The sequence below is a fragment of the Catenuloplanes niger genome (assembly GCF_031458255.1).
Taxonomy (GTDB): domain Bacteria; phylum Actinomycetota; class Actinomycetes; order Mycobacteriales; family Micromonosporaceae; genus Catenuloplanes; species Catenuloplanes niger.
Genome location: NZ_JAVDYC010000001.1, coordinates 1,407,372 through 1,430,000 on the forward strand (window position 1 = coordinate 1,407,372; position 22,629 = coordinate 1,430,000).

23 protein-coding genes and 2 rRNA genes (1 of these 25 cut by a window edge) are annotated in these 22,629 nt (G+C 72.0%); 7 read left to right on the top strand and 18 right to left on the bottom strand.

Annotated elements, in window-relative coordinates; all coding sequences use genetic code 11:
• Nucleotides 1-717: a HEAT repeat domain-containing protein gene (locus J2S44_RS06135; protein WP_310409740.1), complete on the bottom strand. Its 717-nt coding sequence runs from the start codon at nt 715-717 to the stop codon at nt 1-3.
• A gap of 91 nt (nt 718-808) precedes the next feature.
• On the opposite strand from J2S44_RS06135, the gene J2S44_RS06140 reads away from it, so the two are divergent.
• Genes J2S44_RS06140 through J2S44_RS06155 form a run of 4 tightly spaced genes read left to right on the top strand, consistent with a single transcriptional unit; the run spans nt 809 to nt 4,303 of the window.
• Nucleotides 809-1,795 carry an ABC transporter substrate-binding protein gene (locus tag J2S44_RS06140; protein WP_310409742.1) on the top strand — a complete coding sequence of 329 codons (987 nt, stop codon included), beginning with the start codon at nt 809-811 and terminating at the stop codon, nt 1,793-1,795.
• Nucleotides 1,792-2,532, top strand: coding sequence for a class I SAM-dependent methyltransferase (locus J2S44_RS06145; RefSeq protein ID WP_310409744.1), 741 nt, complete (start codon nt 1,792-1,794; stop codon nt 2,530-2,532). The genes J2S44_RS06140 and J2S44_RS06145 overlap by 4 nt, the downstream gene beginning before the upstream one ends.
• Nucleotides 2,529-3,548, top strand: coding sequence for a FecCD family ABC transporter permease (locus J2S44_RS06150; RefSeq protein ID WP_310409745.1), 1,020 nt, complete (start codon nt 2,529-2,531; stop codon nt 3,546-3,548). Before J2S44_RS06145 ends, J2S44_RS06150 begins: the two co-directional genes overlap by 4 nt.
• Nucleotides 3,545-4,303, top strand: coding sequence for an ABC transporter ATP-binding protein (locus tag J2S44_RS06155; RefSeq protein WP_310409747.1), 759 nt, complete (start codon nt 3,545-3,547; stop codon nt 4,301-4,303). Before J2S44_RS06150 ends, J2S44_RS06155 begins: the two co-directional genes overlap by 4 nt.
• Nucleotides 4,304-4,321: 18 nt before the next feature.
• Here the strand turns inward: J2S44_RS06155 and J2S44_RS06160 are convergent, their stop codons facing one another.
• From J2S44_RS06160 to J2S44_RS06180, 5 genes are all read right to left on the bottom strand, one after another.
• Nucleotides 4,322-5,296, bottom strand: coding sequence for a Clp protease N-terminal domain-containing protein (locus tag J2S44_RS06160; RefSeq protein ID WP_310409748.1), 975 nt, complete (start codon nt 5,294-5,296; stop codon nt 4,322-4,324).
• A 98-nt stretch (nt 5,297-5,394) separates the two neighbouring features.
• Nucleotides 5,395-6,051 carry a response regulator transcription factor gene (locus tag J2S44_RS06165; RefSeq protein WP_310409750.1) on the bottom strand — a complete coding sequence of 219 codons (657 nt, stop codon included), beginning with the start codon at nt 6,049-6,051 and terminating at the stop codon, nt 5,395-5,397.
• Nucleotides 6,052-6,062: 11 nt separating this feature from the next.
• Nucleotides 6,063-7,574 (bottom strand): sensor histidine kinase, encoded by a 1,512-nt coding sequence (locus J2S44_RS06170; protein ID WP_310409752.1) that lies wholly within the window; start codon nt 7,572-7,574, stop codon nt 6,063-6,065.
• Entirely contained in the window at nt 7,547-9,538 is a 1,992-nt protein-coding gene (locus tag J2S44_RS06175) for a S9 family peptidase (protein ID WP_310409754.1), read from the bottom strand. Before J2S44_RS06175 ends, J2S44_RS06170 begins: the two co-directional genes overlap by 28 nt.
• On the bottom strand, nt 9,535-9,801 hold the full coding sequence (locus J2S44_RS06180) for a hypothetical protein (RefSeq protein WP_310409756.1): 267 nt from the start codon (nt 9,799-9,801) through the stop codon (nt 9,535-9,537). The genes J2S44_RS06175 and J2S44_RS06180 overlap by 4 nt, the downstream gene beginning before the upstream one ends.
• 163 nt (nt 9,802-9,964) lie before the next feature.
• Here J2S44_RS06180 and J2S44_RS06185 point away from each other — a divergent pair, with 163 nt between their 5' ends.
• Nucleotides 9,965-10,555, top strand: coding sequence for a CDP-alcohol phosphatidyltransferase family protein (locus tag J2S44_RS06185; protein ID WP_310409759.1), 591 nt, complete (start codon nt 9,965-9,967; stop codon nt 10,553-10,555).
• Nucleotides 10,552-11,064 carry a hypothetical protein gene (locus J2S44_RS06190; protein WP_310409761.1) on the top strand — a complete coding sequence of 171 codons (513 nt, stop codon included), beginning with the start codon at nt 10,552-10,554 and terminating at the stop codon, nt 11,062-11,064. The genes J2S44_RS06185 and J2S44_RS06190 overlap by 4 nt, the downstream gene beginning before the upstream one ends.
• A gap of 48 nt (nt 11,065-11,112) precedes the next feature.
• Here J2S44_RS06190 and J2S44_RS06195 read toward each other — a convergent pair whose 3' ends face one another.
• The 10 genes from J2S44_RS06195 to J2S44_RS06240 form a co-directional block, all read right to left on the bottom strand.
• On the bottom strand, nt 11,113-12,237 hold the full coding sequence (locus J2S44_RS06195) for an acyl-CoA dehydrogenase family protein (RefSeq protein WP_310409762.1): 1,125 nt from the start codon (nt 12,235-12,237) through the stop codon (nt 11,113-11,115).
• A 1-nt stretch (nt 12,238) separates the two neighbouring features.
• A complete protein-coding gene (locus tag J2S44_RS06200; protein WP_310409763.1) occupies nt 12,239-13,090 on the bottom strand; it encodes a helix-turn-helix domain-containing protein in 852 nt (283 codons plus the stop codon).
• A gap of 81 nt (nt 13,091-13,171) precedes the next feature.
• Nucleotides 13,172-14,002 carry a helix-turn-helix domain-containing protein gene (locus J2S44_RS06205; RefSeq protein ID WP_310409765.1) on the bottom strand — a complete coding sequence of 277 codons (831 nt, stop codon included), beginning with the start codon at nt 14,000-14,002 and terminating at the stop codon, nt 13,172-13,174.
• A gap of 56 nt (nt 14,003-14,058) precedes the next feature.
• Nucleotides 14,059-14,865, bottom strand: coding sequence for an ABC transporter ATP-binding protein (locus J2S44_RS06210; protein WP_310409766.1), 807 nt, complete (start codon nt 14,863-14,865; stop codon nt 14,059-14,061).
• Nucleotides 14,862-15,896 carry a FecCD family ABC transporter permease gene (locus J2S44_RS06215; protein ID WP_310409768.1) on the bottom strand — a complete coding sequence of 345 codons (1,035 nt, stop codon included), beginning with the start codon at nt 15,894-15,896 and terminating at the stop codon, nt 14,862-14,864. Before J2S44_RS06215 ends, J2S44_RS06210 begins: the two co-directional genes overlap by 4 nt.
• On the bottom strand, nt 15,893-16,930 hold the full coding sequence (locus J2S44_RS06220; protein ID WP_310409769.1) for a FecCD family ABC transporter permease: 1,038 nt from the start codon (nt 16,928-16,930) through the stop codon (nt 15,893-15,895). The genes J2S44_RS06215 and J2S44_RS06220 overlap by 4 nt, the downstream gene beginning before the upstream one ends.
• Nucleotides 16,927-17,964, bottom strand: coding sequence for an iron-siderophore ABC transporter substrate-binding protein (locus J2S44_RS06225; protein ID WP_310409770.1), 1,038 nt, complete (start codon nt 17,962-17,964; stop codon nt 16,927-16,929). Before J2S44_RS06225 ends, J2S44_RS06220 begins: the two co-directional genes overlap by 4 nt.
• Before the next feature lie 85 nt (nt 17,965-18,049).
• Nucleotides 18,050-18,688: a nitroreductase family protein gene (locus J2S44_RS06230; protein WP_310409771.1), complete on the bottom strand. Its 639-nt coding sequence runs from the start codon at nt 18,686-18,688 to the stop codon at nt 18,050-18,052.
• Nucleotides 18,689-18,722: 34 nt separating this feature from the next.
• Nucleotides 18,723-19,085, bottom strand: coding sequence for a hypothetical protein (locus J2S44_RS06235; RefSeq protein ID WP_310409773.1), 363 nt, complete (start codon nt 19,083-19,085; stop codon nt 18,723-18,725).
• Nucleotides 19,086-19,133: 48 nt separating this feature from the next.
• A complete protein-coding gene (locus J2S44_RS06240; RefSeq protein ID WP_310409774.1) occupies nt 19,134-19,499 on the bottom strand; it encodes a nuclear transport factor 2 family protein in 366 nt (121 codons plus the stop codon).
• A 97-nt stretch (nt 19,500-19,596) separates the two neighbouring features.
• Here J2S44_RS06240 and J2S44_RS06245 point away from each other — a divergent pair, with 97 nt between their 5' ends.
• Complete coding sequence (locus J2S44_RS06245; protein WP_310409775.1) at nt 19,597-20,565, top strand: helix-turn-helix transcriptional regulator; 969 nt, start codon at nt 19,597-19,599, stop codon at nt 20,563-20,565.
• A gap of 47 nt (nt 20,566-20,612) precedes the next feature.
• On the opposite strand, the gene rrf is transcribed toward J2S44_RS06245, so the two are convergent.
• Nucleotides 20,613-20,729, bottom strand: a 5S ribosomal RNA gene (rrf, locus tag J2S44_RS06250).
• 82 nt (nt 20,730-20,811) lie between these two features.
• A 23S ribosomal RNA gene (locus J2S44_RS06255) occupies nt 20,812-22,629 on the bottom strand; it runs 1,258 nt beyond the window's last position.

Sequence of the window (22,629 nt, forward strand, 5' to 3'; positions counted from 1 at the left end):
TCAGCGGGACAGTTCCGCGGCGCCGGACCGGAAGCCGTCGATGATCCGCGCGGCGGCGCGGGCCGGGTCGTCGCCGGCCGCGCGGAGCATCGAGACGACGTGGGTGACGTGGTGCGGCGGGTAGACGTTCGACTCCACAAGGATGTCGGGACTGAACCGTTCGCAGTAGACGGACGGCGCGAACTCCGCGGCCTGCGCGAAGAGCAGGTCCACGACCTGGAGCACGAGGTCGTCGCGGGCGGCCCGTAACCGCGGGTCGCATTCGATCAGCGCGGCCGCGACGCGGCCCTTCTCGTCGTCGAACTCGCGCAGGTGCGCGGCCAGTCGGGGCTCGCGCAGGAACGCCGCGGCCTCGAACAGGTGCTCCTTCACCGTGCCGGACTCGAACGCCGCCAGCATCAGCGGCCACGCGCGCGTGTCACGCCGGCGGGCCAGGCCGTGCAGCGCGTACGCGCGGACGCTTCCGTCCGCGTCGCCGATCCGTGCCCACAGCGCCGCGCGGATCTCGGGGCTGTCCTGCCCGACCAGGTGGCTCAGCGCGAAGGTCGCCCAGTCGCGGACGCGCACGTCCGGGTCCGTGGAGAGCGCCAGGAACTCCGCGACGCCGGCCGGGTCGTCGTCGTCCATCGCGAGCGCGAGGTTCTCCGCGGCCCAGAGTCGATCCTCCGGGTCCGCGGCGTGGGCGGCGGCGATGAGCTCCGCCAGCGTCGGTTCCATGCCGGGATCGTCCGCGCCCGTTCCCGGCCGGGCAAGCGGTTAACGACCCCGCAGCGACTCAACCTTGAACAGCCGTGCTAGCTTGCCCGCCATGAAAACCGTTGTCATATCCGTTCTCGCCGTGACGCTCGCGGTCACGGCGGGATGCGCGCGCAGCGAGGGCGGGGCAGCGCCGGCCGCGAGCGCGCCGAGTGCCCCGGCCGTGACCAGCTGTGGGATGCCACTGACGATCACCGCACCGCCGCGGCGGGCGCTGACGCTGGAGCAGAACGCCACGGAGATCCTGCTGACCCTGGGGCTCGCGGACCGGATGGCCGGGACCAGCTACCAGACCGACCCGGTGCTGCCGGAACTGACGGCCGCCTACGACGCGGTGCCGGTGCTGGCGAAGCTCTACCCGAACCGGGAGGCCGTGCTCGCGGCGAAGCCGGACTTCATCTACTCGACGTTCACCTCCGCCTACGCCACGGACGCCGCCGGGCCGCGCGCCGACCTGCGGGAGCTGGGCGTGCCGGCGTACCTGTCCCGGTTCGCCTGCGAGGACCCGGCGACCGGCGAGACCGCGGTGGGTTTCGACGGCATCTTCGCGGAGATCGAGGAGATCGCCGGCATCTTCGGCGTGGCGGAGAAGGGTGCGCGGGTCGTCGCGGACCAGCGGGCGCGGCTAGCGGCCACGGCCGGTGCGGGCCGCCCGGACACGGACGTGCTCTGGTACTACTCCGGGACCACCACGCCGTACGTCGCCGGGCAGAACGGCCTCCCCGCCGCGCTCAGCGCGCACCTGGGCGTGACCAACGCGTACGGCGACGCGGACCAGACCTGGCCGGCCGGCAGCTGGGAGGAGATCGCGCGGCGCAACCCGGACGTGATCGTGCTGGCCGACCTCACCCGCGGCGGCGACGGCGACAGCGCGCAGTCCAAGAAGGACTTCCTCACGTCGAACGCTGTCACCAAGAACCTCGACGCCGTCCGGAACAACCGGTTCGTCACGGTCTCCGGCTCGTCGATGGACCCGTCGATCCGATCGATCACCGCCGCGGAGCAGGTCGCGGCCGGACTGAAGGAGCTGGGCCGGTGAGGGATCTCCTGGACGCGTGGGACCGCCAGCAGGAGGCCTACATAGCACACCGCGAGCAGCGCTTCGAGGTGATGCTGGAGGTGCTGCGGCTGGTGCGCGGCGACGAGTTCACCGTGCTGGACCTGGCCTGCGGGCCGGGCGCGATCTCCGACCGGGTGCTGACCGCGTTCCCGAAGGCGCGCGTGGTCGCGGTCGACTTCGACCCGATCCTGCTGACCGTGGCGCGGACCGCGCTGACCGAGCGGCACGGCACCGACCGCGTCACCGTCATCGACGCCGACCTGACCGCGCCGGGCTGGCACGCGGCGGTCGGGCCGGTCGACGCCGTCCTCAGCTCCACCGCGCTGCACTGGCTGTCCCCCACCGAGCTGTCCGCGGTCTACACCACGGCCGCGTCGCTGCTCGACCAGGGCGGGGTGCTGCTCAACGCGGACCACCTGCGCTTCGGCCCCGCGAACCCGACGCTCGCGGACGTCTCCGAACGGCACGACGCGCACACCCAGGCGGCGGCCTTCGCCACCGGGACCCTCGACTACCAGCAGTGGTACGACGAGGCCGCCCGGCACCCCGAGCTGGGCGCGCTCACCGAGGAGCGGGAGCGACGGTTCGCGAACCGGCCGCCGCAGCCGCTCGCGCCGCTGGCGTTCCACCTCGCCGCGCTGGACGCGGCCGGCTTCGCCGAGACCGGCACGGTCTGGCAGTACCTCGACGACTACGTGGTCCTCGCCCGCAAATGATCACTCTGCTCGGACGATCGGCCGTGCTGGCCGGCGCGCTCGTCGCGCTGCTGCTCAGCACGGCCGCGGCGGTCGCGGTCGGCGCCGCGGACCTGACCGCCGCCCAGGTGCTGCGCGCGCTCGCCTGGCACGCGTACCTGCCGGTGACGCCGCTGGACCCGCTGACCGACAGCATCGTCTGGGACCTGCGGACACCGCGGGTGCTGCTGGCCGGGCTGGTCGGCGCCGGCCTGGCGGTGTGCGGCGCGGTGCTGCAGGCGCTGACCCGCAACGCGCTCGCCGACCCGTACCTGCTGGGCATCTCCGCGGGCGCGTCGACCGGCGCGGTCTCGGTGCTGGTGTTCGGCTTCGCGACCGGCGCGGCCGCGCTGTCCGTGGGCGCGTTCGCGGGCAGCGCCGCCGCGTTCGCGCTCGCGCTCGCGCTGGCCGGCCGGCGTTGGACCGAACCGTCCCGGATCCTGCTGGCCGGCGTCGCCGCCGGTCAGCTGTTCTCGGCCGCGACCAGCCTGATCGTGGTGTCCGACGCGACCGCGCAGAACACCCGCAGCATCACGTTCTGGCTGCTCGGCTCGCTGACCGCGGCGTCCTGGACGTCGGTCGCGCTGTGCGCCGCGGCCGGTGCGGCCGTACTGGTCTGCTGCTGGGCCGCGGCGCCGGCCCTGGACGCGTTCTCGTTCGGCACGGACGTCGCCCAGTCGCTCGGCTTCTCCCCCACCCGGGTCCGCGCGCTGCTGTTCACCGCGACCGCGGTGCTGGCCGCCGCGCTGGTCGCGGCGAGCGGCGCGATCGGTTTCGTCGGGCTCACCGTCCCGCACGCGGCCCGCGCGCTGGCCGGTGCCCGGCACCGGGTGCTGCTGCCCGCGTGCGCGCTGCTCGGCGCGATCTTCCTGATCTGGGCCGACACGGCCGCGCGCACCGTCTTCGCCCCGCAGGAGGTGCCGGTCGGCGTGGTCACCGCCCTGATCGGAGTCCCCGCCTTCGCCGTCCTGCTGCGCCGCCGAGGAGCCCGGGAATGACGATCACAGCGGAACACATCACCCGGCGGGTACGCGGCCGAGCGCTGCTCGACGACGTCACGCTGACGCCGCCGGCGCACGCGATCACCGGGCTGCTCGGCCCGAACGGCTCCGGCAAGTCCACGTTGCTGCGCGTCCTGGCCGGCCTGCAGCGCCCGGACCACGGCCGGGTGCTGGTCGACGGCGCCGACCGCGTCACGATCCCGCGGCGCGCGCTGGCCCGCCGGATCGCGATCGTCACCCAGCACGTCCCCGCGGACGTGGACATGTCCGTCCGCGACGTCCTGCTGCTGGCCCGCATCCCGCACCGGCCCGCACTCGCCCCGGTCACGCCGGACGACGAGCGCCGCGCCGACGAGGCGCTGGACGCGGCCGGCCTGCCCGGGCTCGGCGGCCGGCGGTGGTCGCAGCTGTCCGGCGGCGAGCGGCAGCGCGCCGACATCGCCCGCGCGCTGCTGCAGGACCCGGACGTACTGCTGCTCGACGAGCCCACCAACCACCTGGACATCCGGCACCGGCTGGCGCTGTTCCACCGGCTGCGCGCGGCCGGCCGCACGGTGGTCACCGCGCTGCACGACCTGGACCTGGCCGCCGCGTTCTGCGACCACGTCGCGGTGCTGCACGACGGCCGCCTGGTCGCCGCCGGGCCGCCCGCCGAGGTGCTCACGCCGGCCGTGATCCGGCGCGTCTACCGGGTCGAGGCCGAGGTGACCGTCGCCGCCGACGGCCGCCCACGGATCCGCGTCGTGCCCTGATCGCGCGGCGCGGACCGGTCAGGGCCGGAAGTCGGCGATGCCGGCGGCGGTGAGCAGCCGGTTCGCGCGGTTGTCCCGGTCGGCCAGCAGCAGGCGCAGCAACTCCATCGTGTCCGGCGGCGCCGTCGGCACGGCCTTGCGCAGCGGACGCGGGTCGGCGCCGAGGTCGGTGCGCGCGGCGGTGCGGCGCAGTGCCGCGTAGGTGACCCCGGCGGCGGCCAGGGCCGCACCGCCGCTGTAGCGGGCGTCGCCGGTCTCGTACAGGTGCGGGTAGTAGCGCGCCAGCTCGTACATCGCCAGCAGCGCGAGCAGCGCGTCGTCCGAGCCGGGCGTGCGGCGGCCGCGCTCGCGGGCCTGCTCGCGCGTCTCCAGCATCTGCCAGAGCAGCGGGTGCGGTGCCAGGTTCGTCCGGGCCGGGGCCACGATCGCCAGCAGCGGGTTCCGCCAGAACCGCACCCGCGGGTAGCGCGTCCGCCCGATCAGCATGTCCCGCACCCGGTGCAGTTCCCGCGGCACCGGGTCGGCCACCCGCAGCGGCCGCCCCCGCTCCAGGCTCTCGCGCAGCGCCGCGACCGGCACGCCGCAGTCCCGCAGCAGCTCGGCGGCCCGGTTCTGCTCGTCGCCGAGCAACGCGATCAGCAGGTCCCGCGAGTCGCACCCGTCCCGGCCGTTCTCCCGGGCGGCGCGCTCGGCCCGACGCAGCGCGTCCGCGGCGGCCGTGGTGAACTCGGCCGGTTCGCCGCCGGCCGAGACGACCACCTCGACCGGCCCGCCCCGGTCGTCGCTGACCCAGGCGGTCCGCCGGTGGTCACGCACCGAGGCCGCCACGGTACGGGTCAGTTCCGCCGCGTCCAGGACGTCCCGCGTGCCCTCCGCCGAGGCCAGGCCGACCAGCAGGTTGTCCGTGCTGATCGGCTCGTCCTCCGTTCCCCTCAGCACCGCGGCCGCGAACACCAGCAGCAGGTCGGACCGCTCAAGAAGAATGCTTTCCATACGTCCGAGTACAGCAGCCGGGCCGTTCCCGCCGCGTCTGCCGAAAGTGCGATGGCCGCGTTTCGGACCACGACGAAAGGTGGAGCGCGGCCCCGGGCTCAGCCCAGCAGGCCGGCGCGCTGGGCGAGCATCGCCGCCTGCACACGGTTCTCGCAGCCGACCTTGGTGAAGACGCGGTAGAGGTGGGTCTTCACCGTGCCCTCGGTGACGAACAGCTGCGCGCTGATCTCCGCGTTCGACAGGCCCTGGGCCAGCAGGATCAGCACCTCGCGCTCGCGGCTGCTCAGCGACTCGACCCGGGCCAGGTCCTCCGGCGACACCACGGGCGGCGCGGGCAGCCGGTCGAGGACCTGACGGGTCACCTTGGGCGAGAGGAACGCCTCGCCCGCGGCCGCGGCCCGGACCGCGTTCGCCAGCTCGTCCGCGGCCGAGTCCTTGAGCAGGAAACCGGCCGCGCCCGCGTTGAGCGCCTGGGCCACGTAGTCGTCCTCGCCGAACGTGGTCAGCATGACCACGTGCACGGCCGGCGCGATCCGGCGGATCTCGCGCAGCGCCGCCAGACCGTCCAGGATCGGCATGCGGATGTCGAGGAGCACCACGTCCGGCCGGTGCAGCAGCGTCAGGTCGATCGCCTGGCGGCCGTCGCCGGCCTGCGCGATCAGCTCGACGTCGCCGGCCGACCGCAGGATCGTCTCGATCGCGGCACGGACCAGGCGGTCGTCGTCGGCCAGCAGGACTCGGATGGGGTGGGTCATCGCATCGTCTCTCACGGCCGCTGGTCCAGGAACTCCTGCTTGTCTACCAGCGTGCCGTCCCGGAAGCAGAACCGGTACACCCGGTCCGTACCGTCCTGGTCGAGCGGTGACGCCTGGTAGTCGACGCAGTCCGCACCGGGCACGGCACGCCCGCCGACGGCGCCGGTCAGCCCGGCCTCCGGATCCGGCAGCAGGTCCCGGACCTCCCGCTCGGGCCGGCCGACGCGGGCCGTGTCGTAGGTGTCCCGGTCCACCACGACCAGCGCGGCGGTCAGCCACAGGCCGGAGCAGCAGAGCACCAGCACCCCGGCGATGCCGAGCGTGGTCGCGACCAGCGTGCGCCGCGCGTGGCGCCGGTCCCGCTCGACCAGCTCCGCGAAGTCCGGCACCGCGGGCGCGGGCGCCTCGGCGCTGCCCGGGTACGGCAGCGTCGCCGCGAGCCGGAACCCGCCGTCCGGCGTGGGCCCGTGGTACAGCATGCCGTGCGCGACCCGCACCCGTTCGGCGAGGCCGAGCAGGCCCTGCCCGGACGTCTGCCGGGCCAGGCGCTGCCCGGCCGTGTTCGTCACGCCCGCGATCAGCGCGTCCGGCTCGTAGCGCAGCGACACCACGATGGTGCCGCCGTGCGCGTGCCGGAGCGCGTTCGTCACCCCTTCCTGGATCACCCGGTACGCCGCGTGCTCGGTCAGCGGAGCCAGCGGCCGGGCCGTACCCTCGCGGATGATCTCGACCTGGGCGCCGGAGGCGCGCGCGCCCGCGCACAGCTCGTCCAGGCCGTCCAGCGACCGCACGGACGGCTGCTCGTCGTCCTGGCCGAGCAGCCCGAGGATCTGGCGCAGCTCGGTCATCGCGGCCGCGGACGTCTCCCGCAGCAGCTCCGCGTGCTCGCCGCCGGTCGACTGCATGCCGGCGTAGAGCGAGATCAACGTGAGCTTGTGGCCGAGCGAGTCGTGCAGGTCCCGGGCGATCCGGGTGCGTTCGCGCGCCCGCGCGGCCCGGGCCACCTCGCCCTGCTGCGAGTGCAGCTGCACGTTGCGCCGGTGCATGGCGGCCAGCAGCACGCGGCGGCGCCGCACGACCCGTGCCACCCCGGCCGGGATCAGCGCGAACAACGCGAACAACGCGGTGGTGAGCACCAGGTCGGCCAGGTCCGGCCGCCCCTCCCACCACCAGACCGCGCCGGTGAAGGCCGCCCACCCACCGGCCAGGCCGGCCGCGACCTGCCACGCCGGTGCGGCCCGGTAGGCCAGCGACGCGCTCAGCACGGCCAGCAGGATCGTGCTGGCCCCGCCGGTGACCAGGCCGATCAGCGCGGCGGCCAGGTAGGCGGGCAGCGGGTACCGGAGGCGCAGCAGCAGGACGGCCGGCGCGGCGACGCCCTCCAGCCAGGGCGCGAGCGGGTAGACCGGGTCCGGCACCGCCGCGGCCACGACCACGGCGGTCACCAGTACCAGCAGGACGGCCTCGTAGGCGAGCCGCCACGGGCCCGCCGATCTCAGCCGAGCGAGCGCGGCCGTCGCCACTCCTCGCCCCGGATGTGCTCGGCGAGGAACGCCAGCACCGTCTCGTACCAGATCGCGCTGTGTTCGGGCTTCAGGATCCAATGGTTCTCATCCGGGAAGTAGAGGAAGCGGTGCCCGGCCTGCGACCGGGATTGCAGATCCCACCAGAGGCGAAGACCCTCACCGATGGGTACGCGGTAGTCCTTGTCGCCGTGGATGACCAGCATCGGCGTGGTGATCCGGTCGGCCGAGTGGTGCGGCGAGTGCTCGGCGGCCATCGCCTCGGTCATCTCGCGGGTCCAGTAGTCGGACGTGTCCGTGGTGCGGGCGAACTGGTCGAGCGCCCACAGCGACGCGTGCGTGACGATCGCGGCGAACCGGTCCGTGTGACCGGCGATCCAGTTCGCCATGTAGCCGCCGAACGAGCCGCCGAGCGCGGCCGTGCGGGTCGCGTCGATGTCCGCGCGCGCCTCGGCCGCGTCCGTGAATGCCATCAGGTCCGTGTACGGCGTGTCGCCCCACCGGCCCCAGCCGCGGGCGATGAAGTCGCGGCCGTACCCGGTGGACAGCGCCGGGTCGGGCAGCAGCACCGCGTAGCCGTGCGCGGTCAGCACCCACGGGTTCCACCGCCACGACCACGCGTTCCAGGAGGCCTGCGGACCGCCGTGGATGAACAGCGCCAGCGGCACGGGGTGCTCCTCGCCGGCGTCCGCGGGCAGCGCCAGCCAGGCGCGCAGCGGCGTGCCGTCCGCCGCGGTCGCGGTGACCTCCGTGAGCCGTCCCGGCACCTCCGGCGCCTCGACCGGGCTCCGGAGCGGCTGGGGTGCCCCGCCGTCGGCCGGCACCCGGACCGGCGCCGGTGGCGTGTCCATGGTCGCGCGCAACGCGTAGATCCACCGGCCGTCCGGCGAGACCTCCACGTCCGTGTACGTGGCGTCGTCCGGCGTCAGTCGGGTGACCCGGCCGTCCTCCGCGTCGACCCGCCACAGCGGGCCCCGGCCGAGGTCGTCGGCGGCCACGACCAGCGCGGAACCGTCCGGCGTCCAGCGGGCCGAGTGCGGGCGGCGGTCCCAGTGCTCCGTGAGGTCGCGCACCGCACCGCCGCTCACCGGCACCACGGCCAGCCAGGCGTCGCCCGGGTCGTCCGCCGTGGTCCGCCGGTGCACGCCGACCGCCACGCGGGTCCCGTCCGGCGACAGGCGCGGCGCGTCGAACTCGAGGTGCTCGGCCGAGGCGAGCGTGCGTCGCTCACCGGACGCCACGTCGATCGCGACCACGGTCGACCGGTGCCCGCCGTGCGGCACCGCCACGGTCCAGGAGGAGACCAGCGTGCGCCCGTCCCGGCTCAGGTCCCAGCTCGCGTCGTCGTCGAGCGCGTAGCCGACGTGCCCGGTCAGGTCCCGCAGGTCGCCCTGCTCGACGTCCGCGCGGGCCAGCAGCCGGGTGCGGGCCGGACCGAGATCGTGGTCCCAGAACCGGACCGGGAACTCGTCGTGCAGGATCGCGGTCACGCCCGCGTCCGTGCGCCGTTTCCGGCGCTCCTCGTCGTCCTCGACGCCGGTGGACGACGGCAGCAGCGCGGAGCCGAACACCAGGCCGCCGTCGTCCGCGACGGCCACGCCGCGCACACCGCCCGGCGGCCGGGCCACCACCCGCGCGTCACCGCCACCGGCCGGCTGCCACCACAGCGCCGCGGTCTCCTCGCCGCCCTCGGTCGCGTCCGGCTCCGGCCGGGACGACACGAACAGCAGGTCACCGTCGGGCGTGAACCCGGCGGCGGACTCGCCGGCGCGGCTGCGGGTCAGGCGCCGGGCCGGACGGTCACCGGCCGGGTCGACCTCCCACAGCGCGGTCACGTACCGGTTCTTCTTCGGGTCCGGGGTGGCGACGCCGACCACGATCCGGCGGCCGTCCGGCGACAGCCGCAACCCACCGATCCGGGGAGACGCCACGTAGGTGCCGAGATTCTCGAAATCCGCGATCATGGATAGTTACTACCACTTTCCCGGGCGATCCGAGCGACCTCGGCGTGCGCCTCCAGCAACCCGGCGCCGGTCCGCTCCCGATACAGCCGGACCGCCCGCGCGTCCGCCCCGGCGTCCAGCGCGGCCCGGACATCCGCACGCAACGTCACCGGGTCGGCCGCCGGGTGCCCGCCGCCCGGCTCCGGGCGCCGGTGCAGGACCGCCGAGGCGATCAGCAGCAGGACACCGGTCACACCGAGAACCAGAACGATCGTGAACGTCATACCGGAAAGTCTGCCGATCGGGCCGCCCCGCGCGCGTCGGTGGGAAGTCGTGCCGCGCGCTGCGACTTTAGTTGACCCGCCTGCCGAGGCGATGCCCGGCACGTCGTCGCGGCATTGAACCCTGCCGCTACGCTCGGTCAGCATCTCGTGGACAGGGGGAAACGTGACCAACACCGCCGCGCCTCTCGTCCGGTCCGGCATCTCGTTCACCACCGTGCCCAACCTGATCACGCTGGTCCGGACCGTCGGCGCGGTCACGCTGGCCCTGGCCGCGATCGTCGCGCACAGCTGGCCGCTGCTGATCGGCGCGTACGCGGTCTACTGGATCGGCGACACGCTGGACGGAATGGTGGCACGCTGGCTGAAGCAGGAGACCCGGGCCGGCGCCGTCTTCGACATCGTCGGCGACCGCGCCTGCACGTCCCTGTGCCTGGCCGCGCTGCTCATGATGAAACCCGCCATGGTCGTCCCACTCGCCATCTTCCTCGTCCAGTTCATGGTCCTCGACACGATGCTCAGCCTGTCGTTCCTGATGTGGTCACTGGTCTCGCCGAACTACTTCGCCGAGGTCGACCGCCGCGTCTACCGGTGGAACTGGTCCCCACCCGCGAAGGTGCTGAACACGACCGCCGTGGTCGTGCTGGTCCTGGTCGCCCCGTCCCCGCTCTACCCGGCACTGCTGGCCACCGCCGTGACCCTGATCAAGATCGCCTCCATGGTCCGGGTGGCCCGACTGGTGTCCCGGACCCGATGATCGCGGCCGTCCTCGCGGCGCTGATCGTCGGCGCGGTGTCCGCGATCCTCCCGATCACCCCGGTCGAGCCGTACCTGATCGGCGTGGTCGCCGCCACCGACGTACCACCGGTACCGCTCGGCATCGCCGCCGGCATCGGGCAGACGGCCGGCAAACTCCTGCTGTTCGGCACCGTCCGGGGTGCGGTACGGTCCGCACGCCTACGGGCGCTGATCGCCCGGAAGGTGCCGGCCCGCCCGGCGGAGACCACCGGACGCACCCGGGCCGTGCTCGACCGGACCCGGGTGGTCATGCAGACACTCGACCGCCCCCGCCAGGCCGTACCGATCCTGTTCGCCAGCGCGTTCCTCGGCTTCCCACCACTGCTGCTGGTCACCGTCTACGCCGGCCGCGGCCCGATGCCCACGGCGACGTTCGCCACGGTCTGCCTGGCGGGCCGGTGCGCCCGTTTCGTGGCGATCGCGCTGGCGCCGGAGGCACTGATGGAGTTGCCGTTCCCCGGGCATTGATGCGTCCCGGGCGAACGGTCGAGGGCTGCCTCCGGCGGACCTCGCACCTCAGAGAGCGAGCGACACGGCCGGCAGCACGTCGAAGGTGATCCGTCCGTGGTCCTCGGCCAGGACGTACGGCGTGAAGAACGGGTGCCGGGTGCCGACGGCGACGTCCCGCCAGAACCGCTGGAGCGGGTTGCCCTCCGCAAAACCGCTCGCCCCGTGCAGATCGAGCAGCAACTCCATCGCCTCGCGGCACTCCCGGGCGGCCGCCGACAACTCCACGCGCAGCGCCACCCGCTCGGTGACCGGCAGCTCCCCACCCGGCGGCAGATCGTCGAGGATGTCCGCCACCCGGACCGTACGCCGCAGGGCCGATTCGCTGCGCTGGAGCGCCTCGGTGAACCAGTGCCGGCCGAGCGGGGAGTCCGCGACCCGGGCGTAGGTCGTCAGGTACGGCGCCCGGCCGCCGGAGATCGCGTCCGCGACCAGGTCCCGCGCCCCGAGCGTCGCCCCGATCATCGGGGCGAGCGCGGCCAGGCCGCCGGTGAACAGCGGGGTCGGCGGCAGCCCCTGCGGCGGTACGGCGGGGTCCGGGAAACTCACGAAGCCGTCCGGTACGAACACGTCCTCGGCGACCAGCGTGTGGCTGCTCGTACCGCCGAGACCGGCCGCGCGCCAGGTCCGCTCCACCGACAGATCGGCCAGCGGCACCAGGGTCATCGCCGGCGCCGGGCTGTCCGGCAGCGGCACGCCGACCATCGCGAACGACGCCAGCTCGGCACCGGACGCCATCCCCCACCGCCCGGAGACCCGCAGCCCGCCGGGCACCCGCACGCCGCGGTTACCCGGCGAGAAACCGCTGGAGGCGCAGAACACCGCGTCCGGGTCGGCCAGGATAGCGGCCTGGGCCGCGTCCGGCAGCAGCAGCCGGGCCACGCTCTTGTTCGCCGCGGTCAGGCCGACGACCCAGGCCGTCGACGGGCAGCCGCGACCGAGCTCGACCAGCACCTCCACGAGGGTCCGCAGATCGGCCTCCGACCCGCCCGCCGCGCGCGGCACCGCGAGCCCGAACAGGCCGGCGGCCCGTACCGCCGCCACGCTGTCCGGCGCGGGCGTCAGGTCGTGTTCGGTGCGTGCCGCGTTCTCCGCGAGCGTCGGCACCGTCTTACGAGCAGCGTCCAGCAACATGTCAGTTCGTCCTCAAGGGTAGATTCAAACGGGTCGCGGCCAGCCGTACGGCATCGGTCGTGCCGGGCTCCGCGGTGTACACGACCGCACGAAGGTCGCCTTCGTGGATCGTCATGACGTCGTAGTCGACGGTGAACTCCCCGGCGACCGGATGACGCGTGGTGAGCCGGTTGGCCCGGTCCCGGTAGTCGACCCGCAACTCCCACATGGCGGCGAACGTCTCACTGACCGCCCGCAGGTCCGCGACCAGATCCGCCAGCCAGCCGTCGTCCGGATACCGCAGCACGGTGGCCCGCAGATCGGCGACGATCACGTGCTGGAAACGCCGCTCCGCCGCAGACTGCCAGGCCGGCTCGGCCCCCTCGGTGAACGCGCGCCAGGCCAGGTTCCGCCGCCGGCCGTCGGCCGTCATCGACACGCCGCACATCGCCTCGCAGGCCGCGTTCCAGGCCAGCAGCGTCCAGGCCGCGTCCAGGACACAGATCGGCACGTCACCGAGCCGGTCGAGCAGGTGCCGGGGACCGGAGCCCACCTCGTGCGGCACCCGGCCCACCCGGACCGGCAGGTGCCCGGCGAGCAGGCACAGGTATTCGTACTCGGGGTGGGACAGGCGCAGCGCCCGGGCGAGCGCGTTGAGCACCTGGGCGGACGGCCGCCCGATCCCCTGCTCGAGACGCTTGATGTACTCCGCGGACACCCCGGCCGCCTCGGCCAGCTCGTCCCGGCGCATGCCGGGTGTGCGTGCACCTCCCGCCGAGCCGAACCTGGTCGGCGGCGGGGTCGCACGCTCGCGCCAGCGCCGGAGAGCGGCACCGAGTTCGTTACCTGAGATCACCCGGAAATGATCCGTCATCACCGGCCGATCCAGCCTGGCCCGGAAACTACCAGGCTGCCCTCGGCGCCGTCCTCGTTCCCGATCTCGGACCGATCCGCGTCAGGCTCCCCGCCGGTACGCGGTCGGCGTGCATCCGTACGCCCGCTGGAACGCGGCCGCGAACCGGCTGGGGCTGCCGTAGCCGCACCGCAGCGCGATCCGCTGGACCGGTAGCGTGCCGCCGCGCAGCAGGTCCGCGGCCGCTTCGAGGCGGAGCCGGGACAGGTAGCGGTGCGGGGTCAGGCCGGTGGTCCGGGCGAACATCCGCAGGAAGTGGTACTTGGACAGGTTGACCAGCGCGGCCAGGTCGTCGAGTGCCACGTCGTCGGCCAGGTGCGCGCGCATGTACTCGACGATCAGGTCCCGGTCGGCGGCGCCGAGCGGGGTGGCCGCGGCCGGTTCGGGTGCGGTCGCGGTGACCCGGTGCGCCAGGTGCGCGACCAGTCCCTGGGCGACCGCGTCCGCGTACAGGCCGGGGGCGCCGTCGCGGAGCGCGTCGTGCAGTGCACGCGCGGCCGCGGTCACGTACGGGTCGTCGACCGTCAGCGCGTCCGGGACCGAACCGTCTCCCGGCAGCAGTGCCGGGTCGAGGCGCAGGTGCAGGGACCGCATCGGCCCGGCCTCGGTGGCGCGCCAGCGCAGCTCGCTGCGGTTGCCGGGTGCGGTCACGCCGATCGAGCCGGGCCGGTACGCGGCCCGGTGCCAGGTGCGCCCGTGCCGGCTCTCGATCCGGTAGCGGCCGTCCGTGACCAGGACCAGCAGCAGTTCCGGGACGCGGGTGGTGAACGCCTCGGTCTCGGCCGGGTCGTCGTGGAGGCCGGCGTGTACCCGCCGCCATCCGAGTCCGTCGCTGCCGGCCAGCCGCCGCGACGGCAGGGACTCGATGGTCATGCGCCCAATCCTTGCTCGGCGGCGGCGTTCCGGCGTACCGCGGGACGGCGGTGACGTTATTCGGGCATCACGTGGTGCCGGCCGAGCGGCAGCATCAGCGGCTTGCCCGAGGTCGGGTCCGGGATGACGCGGCTGTCCAGGCCGAACACCGCACGCACGCAGTCCTCGGTGAGCACGTCCGCCGGGTCGCCGGCCGCGTGCACGGTGCCGTCGGCGAGCGCGATGAGGTGGTCGGCGTACCGGGCGGCGAGGTTGAGGTCGTGCAGCACCATCACGATGGTGGTGCCGCGTGACCGGTTCAGGTCGGTGAGCAGGTCCAGCACCTCGACCTGGTGGCTGACGTCGAGGAACGTGGTGGGTTCGTCGAGCAGCAGCACGTCGGTCTGCTGGGCGAGCGCCATCGCGATCCAGACCCGCTGCCGCTGGCCGCCGGAGAGTTCGTCGACGGCCCGGTCCGCGAGTTCGGCGGTGTGGGTGGCGTCCAGCGCGGCCGCGACCGCCACGTCGTCGGCGGCGGACCAGCGGGACAGCATGCGCTGGTGCGGGTGCCGGCCGCGGCCGACCAGGTCCGCGACCGTGATGCCTTCCGGCGCGATCGGTGACTGCGGCAGCAGGCCGAGCGTGCGGGCCAGTTCCTTGGCCGGCATCCGGTGCACCTCGCGGCCGTCCAGCAGGACGTGGCCGGTGCGCGGCGCGAGCAGCCGGGACATCGAGCGCAGCAGCGTGGACTTGCCGCACGCGTTCGCGCCCACGATCGCGGTGATCCTCGCCGGCGGGAACGCCAGGTCGAGATCGTTGATGACGACGCGCTCCTTGTAGCCGAGCGTGAGGTTCTCGGCCTGCAGCGAATGGTCGGTGGTCACAGCGAGCCTCCGGCCCGGTTGGTACGGATGAGCAGGTAGAGCAGGTACGGTGCGCCGAGCACGCCGGTGACGACGCCGACCGGGTAGCGGATCTCCAGCGCGTACTGCCCGACGAAGTCCGCGACGAGCACGAGCAGCGCACCGACCAGCGCCGACGGTACGAGCAGCGACGCGCCCGGCCCGATGATGCGGGACGCGATCGGCCCGGCCAGGAACGCCACGAACGCGATCGGCCCGCAGGCCGCGGTGGCGAACGCGATCACGCCGACCGCCGCGATGATCAGCGTGATCCGGGTGACCTCGATCCGGATGCCGAGCGCCGCCGCCATGTCGTCGCCGAGTTGCAGCATGAACAGGTTGCGGCCCTGGCCGAGCAGGACCGGGCCGAGCACGAGCAGCGCGATCGCGACCGGGACGGTCTCGCCCCAGCTGGTGCCGTTGAGGCTGCCGGTAAGCCAGCGCAGCACCTCCTGCAGGTCCCACTGGGAGGCGGTGGAGAGCACGTACGAGGTGGCGCTCTGCAGCATCGCGGCCATGCCGATGCCGATCAGCACGAGGCGGGTGCCGGCGACGCCGTCCCGGAACGAGAGCAGGTAGATGATCAGGGCCACGCCGAGCCCGGCCGCGATCGCGAACGTGGAGGTGGCGGTCTCGCTCAGCCCCAGCGTGACGATCGCGAACGCGGCGGCCGCGCTCGCGCCGGAGCTGATCCCGATGATGTCCGGGCTGGCGAGCGGGTTGCGCAGCATGGTCTGGAAGGTGACGCCGCCGAGGCCGAAGCACAGGCCGGCGAGCAGCGCGAGCGTGGCCCGCGGCAGCCGCAGCGTGCCGACCGTGAACGTGGCGCCGGGGACCGTCTCGCCGAGGATCACGCGCAGCACGTCGTCCGGCGGGTAGAACGTCCGGCCGAACATGATGTTGACCGCGTACATGGCGAGAACCAGGACGCCGAGCACGATCAACACGGTACGGCGGCGCCAGGCGCGGCGGACCCGGCCGCGCGTGACGGCCTCGAGTGTCGTGGTGCTCACAGCTCGCGTACCTTCTGCCGGCGGACGATGTAGATGAAGAACGGGGCGCCGATCAGCGCGGTGATGATGCCGACCTCGACCTCCTGCGGCCGGTCGACGACGCGGCCGACCACGTCGGAGACGGTCAGCAGCGCGGCGCCGAGCAGTGCGGCGAACGGCAGGATCCAGCGGTGGTCGAGCCCGATCAGCAGCCGGCACACGTGCGGCACGATCAGGCCGATGAACATGATCGGGCCGGTGATCGCGGTGGCCGCGCCGCAGAGGATGACCGCGCCGAGCGCCGCGACGCCGCGGGCGACCGCGACCCGTTCGCCGAGCCCGGTGGCGAGTTCGTCGCCGAGCGCGAGCGAGTTCAGCGGGCGCGCGGAGAGCAGGCAGATCACGAACCCGGCCAGCAGGAACGGTCCGACCAGCCGGATGTTCTCCCAGCTGCCGCCGCCCACACCGCCGATCTGCCAGTCCTGGAACCGGTCGGAGACGTCCGCGCGGGGCAGGATGACCGCGGTGATCAGGGAGGTCAGCGCGGCCGTGGTGGCGGTGCCGGCCAGCGCCAGCTTCAGCGGTGTGGCGCCGCCGCGGCCGAGCGAGCCGACCGCGTAGACGAAGAGCGCGGAGAGCGCGGCGCCGAGGATCGCCACCCAGATCACGCCGACCGCGGAGGCCAGACCGAACGTGGTCATGCCGACCACGACCGCGAGCGAGGCGCCCATGTTGACGCCGAGGACGCCGGGGTCGGCCAGCGGGTTGCGGGTCACGCCCTGCATCACCGCGCCGGAGACCGCCAGCGCGGCGCCGACGATGACGGCCAGCACCGTACGCGGCACGCGCTTGAGCACCGCGGCCTGGTCGATCGTCTCGGAGTGGCCGGCGACGCCGTCCACGATCGCGTCCCAGCCGACGATCCGGGAGCCGAACGCGACGGACGCGAGCATCGCCACGCCGACCACGGCCAGCGCGACGAGGAACCAGAACATGCGGACGCGGGCCGGACGCCGCACCACGGCGACGTCCGGCTCCTTGGCGAGAAGCGTCATGACACCTTGGCGGCGGCGTCGGCGAGCAGCTTGACGTACTCGTCGACGATGTACGGCACGGCGAGCGGCGTCGGGTTCGCGGCCGCGCCGACCGTGGACGTGCCGACCAGCGCCACGACCGAGCCGCGCTTGACCGCGGGGATCTTCGACAGCAGCGGGTCGGCCTGCATCTTCTTGACCATGTCGGCGTCGCCGTAGGTCACGATGATGTCGACGTCGGCGAGCTTGTCGACCTGCTCCGCGCTGACCGAGAGCGCGAACTGGTCGGTGGTGCCGGACAGCTCCGCGATGCTCGGCGGCGTGGTCAGGCCCAGGTCCGCGAAGTACGCGCCACGCGTGTCGTGCGTGGTGTAGAAGCTGAACTTGCTCAGGTCCGTCTGGTCGACGTGCGTCATGAACATCGCGGACTTGCCGGCCAGCGCCGGGTACTTGGCGGTCTCCGCCTTGATCTGGCCCTCGATCTGCGTGATCAGCGCGTCGCCCTGCGCGGACAGGCCGAGCGCCTTGCTCTCCAGCTTGATCCAGTCACGCCACGGCGTGGCCCACGCGGTGGTCGGGTACGCCACGGTCGGCGCGATCTGGCTCAGCGTGTCGTAGTCCTGCTGGGTCAGCCCGGAGTACGCGGCGAGGATGACGTCCGGGTTGGTGTTCGCCACCGCCTCGAAGTCGATGCCGTCGGTCTCGTCGAAGAGCACCGGCGCGGTACCGCCGAGCTCCTTGAGCTTGTCCGCGGCCCACGGCAGGTAGCCGTCGCCGTCCTCGTCCGCGAAGTTGGCCTTGGCCAGGCCGACCGGGACGACGCCGAGCGCCAGCGGGACCTCGTGGTTGGCCCACGCGACGGTCGCGACCCGCACCGGCTTCGCCGGAATGGTGGTGGTGCCGAGCGCGTGCGTGACCGTGACGGGGAACGTGTCGCCGGCCGGAGCGGCGGAACCGCCGGCCGCGGGGGTCTCTTCGCTGTCGGACCCACAGGCGGTCAGGGCGACCGCCGCCACGACGGCGACGACCCCGGCCAGGAACCGGTGTGAGCGCATAAGGGGAACTCCACTCTCATTCACTAAGGGATGCCTAACCTAACACCTCCCCTGCGTACGGCCATGATCAACCCCCGGTTTGTGATCACCATGTGTCCCAGTGGATGACCTCGTCGGGCGCGGGACGCGGCGCCGGATTGAAGTCCGTGCCCCTGGTGAACGCGACCGGCGTCAGCACCGCCTGCGCCACGGTGTCGAACGGGATGCCGAGCATGTCCGCCACGTCGCGCTCGCGCGCCCGGTGCATCGACGTCCACGCGGTGCCGAGCCCGCGCGCCCGCGCCGCCAGCATGAAGCTCCACATCCCGGGCATGATGTTGCCGACGCTCGCCTCCGCGTACGCCCGGTTCGGCGCCTCCACACAGCCCAGCACCAGCACCGGCGCGTCACCCATGTGCTCGCCGAGGAAGTCCGCGGAGCGTGCCACCCGGGCCTGGACGCGATCGCGCTCCGGGTCGCCGGTCGGGTTGCCCGGGTAGGCGGGCGACGCCTTGTAGTTCGCGTAGGCCTCGCGGTAGATGTCGCCGATCGCGCGCCGCTTCGCCTCGTCGCGCACCACCACGAAGCGCATGGTGACCACATTGGAGCCGGACGGCGCCTGCAGCGCCATCGCGACACACTCGCGAATCAGGTCGTCCGGCACCGGGCGCGTCAGGTCAAGTCGCTTGCGGACCGCGCGGGTGGTGGAGAGCAGCTGGTCAGGGTCAAGATCGAGCAGGGCCATACCCGCACGATAGACCTGCCGCCGGGCGGAAGAGTCAGCCGGCGGACCATCCGGCGTCCGCACAAGCGGTGGCGAGTCCGTCCGCCGCCTCGTCCCACTCCCGGTCGGAGTTGTTGGCCTTGCGGCCGAGCGCGGAGGCACTGTCCGCGATCCGGGAGTTGTCGGTGCGCCGGGCGGACGCCATCACGTTGTCCGCCAGCGCCAGCCGCGGGCCCTTGCTGTCCGCGGCGTCGCGGCCGGCCGCGAAGTCGGCGCACGCCTGCCGCGCCGCGTCGTCCAGTGTGCCGGGCTCCGACGACTGCGGCGAGCGGCCGGCGAGCAGACCCCAGGCCACAGCGGCGGCGGCGACCACCAGGATGATCACCATCTGCCGACTGGGCTTGAACTTCAGCTTCACCTTCTCAACGTAGCGTGCGACCCGGCCGGCGCGCGCTTTCACTCACGGTCAGTCGCGCCCGGCCGCCCGCTTCACCTGGTCGAAGGGCAGCCGGTCGAAGATCGTCACCACCTCGCGGATCAGCCCGTCGCGGATGAGCAGGCGGTCCGAGCCGCGGCTCACCGGCACCGGGTGCGTCGCCGTCACGTAGTGCACGGCCGCGCCGTCCTCGCCGCCGTAGACCGCCGTGATCTCGGCCGACGTCATCAACCCCAGGAACCGCTCCAGGAACCCGCGGTACGCGTCCGCGCCCTCGAACCGCCCGGCCGGCGCCTCCAGTACGACGTCCGCCGCCACGTAGGCCATCGCGGCGTCCAGGTCCCGCGCCATCCAGGCCTTCGCGTAGCCCTCGGCGATCGCGGTGTTCTCGCTCATGTCTCTCCCTCTGTCGTGCGTTCGGGAGTGATCCTGCCGCGGATACATGACACAGTCCGTCATGTATTACCGATCACAGACCTCCGGGGGTACGCCGATGCGCTCCGACCGACTGCTGTCCCTGCTCCTGCTGCTGCAGACGCACGGCCGGCTGCCCGCACCCGAACTGGCGCGGCGCCTCGAGGTGTCCGTGCGGACCGTGCTCCGGGACGTCGAGGCGCTCTCCGCGGCCGGCATCCCGGTGTACACCGAACGCGGGCGGCACGGCGGCATCGCGCTGCTGGCCGGCTTCCGCACGGACGTGACCGGGATGACCGCGGACGAGGCACGTGCGCTGTTCGTGCTGCTCACCGGCGAGACGCACGCCTCCCTCGGGCTCGGTGCCGCGGCCGGGTCCGCGCTCCGCAAGATCATGGCGGCGTTGCCGGCGCCGCACCGGGAGGCGGCCGACCTGGTCGCGCGCCGGATCATCGTCGACCCGGTCCGGTGGCGTACCGGCGCGTCGTCCGTCGACCTGTCCACGCTCCAGGAGGCCGTCTTCACCGACCGGCGGCTGCGGCTGCGCTACCACTCCGGGGCCGCGTCCACGCCCGCCGACCGGGTCGTCGACCCGTACGGCCTGGTGGAGAAGGCCGGCGTCTGGTACCTGGTGGCGGACCGGGACGGCGACCCGCGGCTCTACCGCGCGGACCGCATCGTCGACGCGGACCTTCTCGACCAGCCGGTACGCCGCCGGCACACCACGCTCGCGGCCGAATGGGACATGCTCCGGGCACGGGTGGACGAGTTCCCGGCCCGGCTGACGGTCCGGGTGCGGGTGGCGCCCGCGGCGCTGGCCCGCTTCACGCTCCTGCACCGCGCCGAGCTGGCCCCGGGGACCGCCCCCGCCGGGGCGGGCGACGAGCCGGTGGAGTTGGAGCTGCGGTTCCCGGCGGTGCCGGCCGCGCGCACGCTGCTCGCGTTCGGCACGGACGTGGAGGTGCTGTCCCCGGCGGAGGTCCGGGCCGACCTCGCTGCCGTCGCCGCAGCGACGGCGGCCCACTACGCGACGGCCGCCGGCGCCTGAAAAACACATCAGGGCCACCCCATAAGGGGTGGCCCTGATTAAAAGAAGTCCGGCGGCGTCCTACTCTCCCACACCCTCCCGAGTGCAGTACCATCGGCGCTGAAAGGCTTAGCTTCCGGGTTCGGAATGTAACCGGGCGTTTCCCTCTCGCTATAACCGCCGTAACACTATGAACTTAACCGGGTACCTTCACGGTTGTTTGTTCAGATATCACACAGTGGACGCGAGCATACTTTCAAAGTTTGTGTAGTCAAGTCCTCGGCCTATTAGTACCGGTCAACTCAACACGTTACCGTGCTTACATCTCCGGCCTATCAACCCAGTCATCTACTGGGAGCCTTACCCCACCGAAGTGGGTGGGATACCTCATCTTGAAGCGAGCTTCCCGCTTAGATGCTTTCAGCGGTTATCCCTTCCGAACGTAGCCAACCAGCCATGCCCATGGCAGGACAACTGGCACACCAGAGGTTCGTCCGTCCCGGTCCTCTCGTACTAGGGACAGCCCTTCTCAAGTATCCTACGCGCGCGGCGGATAGGGACCGAACTGTCTCACGACGTTCTAAACCCAGCTCGCGTACCGCTTTAATGGGCGAACAGCCCAACCCTTGGGACCTGCTACAGCCCCAGGATGCGACGAGCCGACATCGAGGTGCCAAACCATCCCGTCGATATGGACTCTTGGGGAAGATCAGCCTGTTATCCCCGGGGTACCTTTTATCCGTTGAGCGACACCGCTTCCACACGCAAGTGCCGGATCACTAGTCCCGACTTTCGTCCCTGCTCGACCCGTCAGTCTCACAGTCAAGCTCCCTTGTGCACTTACACTCAACACCTGATTGCCAACCAGGCTGAGGGAACCTTTGGGCGCCTCCGTTACCCTTTAGGAGGCAACCGCCCCAGTTAAACTACCCACCAGACACTGTCCCTGAACCCGATAAGGGCCCGAAGTTAGATACCCAGATCAACCAGAGTGGTATTTCAAGATTGCCTCCACCCGAACTGGCGTCCGAGCTTCACCGGCTCCCACCTATCCTACACAAGCCAACCCAAATACCAATGTCAAGCTATAGTAAAGGTCCCGGGGTCTTTCCGTCCTGCCGCGCGTAACGAGCATCTTTACTCGTACTGCAATTTCGCCGGGCCTGTGGTTGAGACAGTGGGGAAGTCGTTACGCCATTCGTGCAGGTCGGAACTTACCCGACAAGGAATTTCGCTACCTTAGGATGGTTATAGTTACCACCGCCGTTTACTGGCGCTTAAGTTCTCAGCCTCGCCCCGAAGAGCTAACCGGTCCCCTTAACGTTCCAGCACCGGGCAGGCGTCAGTCCATATACATCGTCTTACGACTTCGCATGGACCTGTGTTTTTAGTAAACAGTCGCTTCCCCCTGCTCTCTGCGGCCATACCACGCTCCACCAGCAAGTGGCTTCACGCGTCCGGCCCCCCTTCTCCCTAAGTTACGGGGGCAATTTGCCGAGTTCCTTAACCACAGTTCACCCGTCGCCTCGGTATTCTCTACCTGACCACCTGTGTCGGTTTAGGGTACGGGCCGCTCGGAACTCGCTAGAGGCTTTTCTCGGCAGCATAGGATCACTGACTTCACCTGAATCGGCTCGGCATCACGTCTCAGCCTATATGTGCCACGGATTTGCCTATGACACGGCCTACACGCTTACCCCGGCACAACCACTCACCGGGCTCAGCTACCTTCCTGCGTCACCCCATCGCTTGCCTACTACCCACCAGGATCCCAGGCTCGTTACCTTCAGACCGAAGTCATCCGGTAACTCACGTGGTTAGCACAGTGAGGTTCGGCAGGGACGCTCCTTCGCGGGTACGGGAATATCAACCCGTTGTCCATCGACTACGCCTCTCGGCCTCGCCTTAGGTCCCGACTCACCCAGGGCGGATTAGCCTGGCCCTGGAACCCTTGGTCATCCGGCGGAAGGGATTCTCACCCTTCATTCGCTACTCATGCCTGCATTCTCACTCGTCCAGCGTCCACCACTCGGTCACCCGGCAGCTTCACCCGCTGAACGACGCTCCCCTACCCATCCACGATCA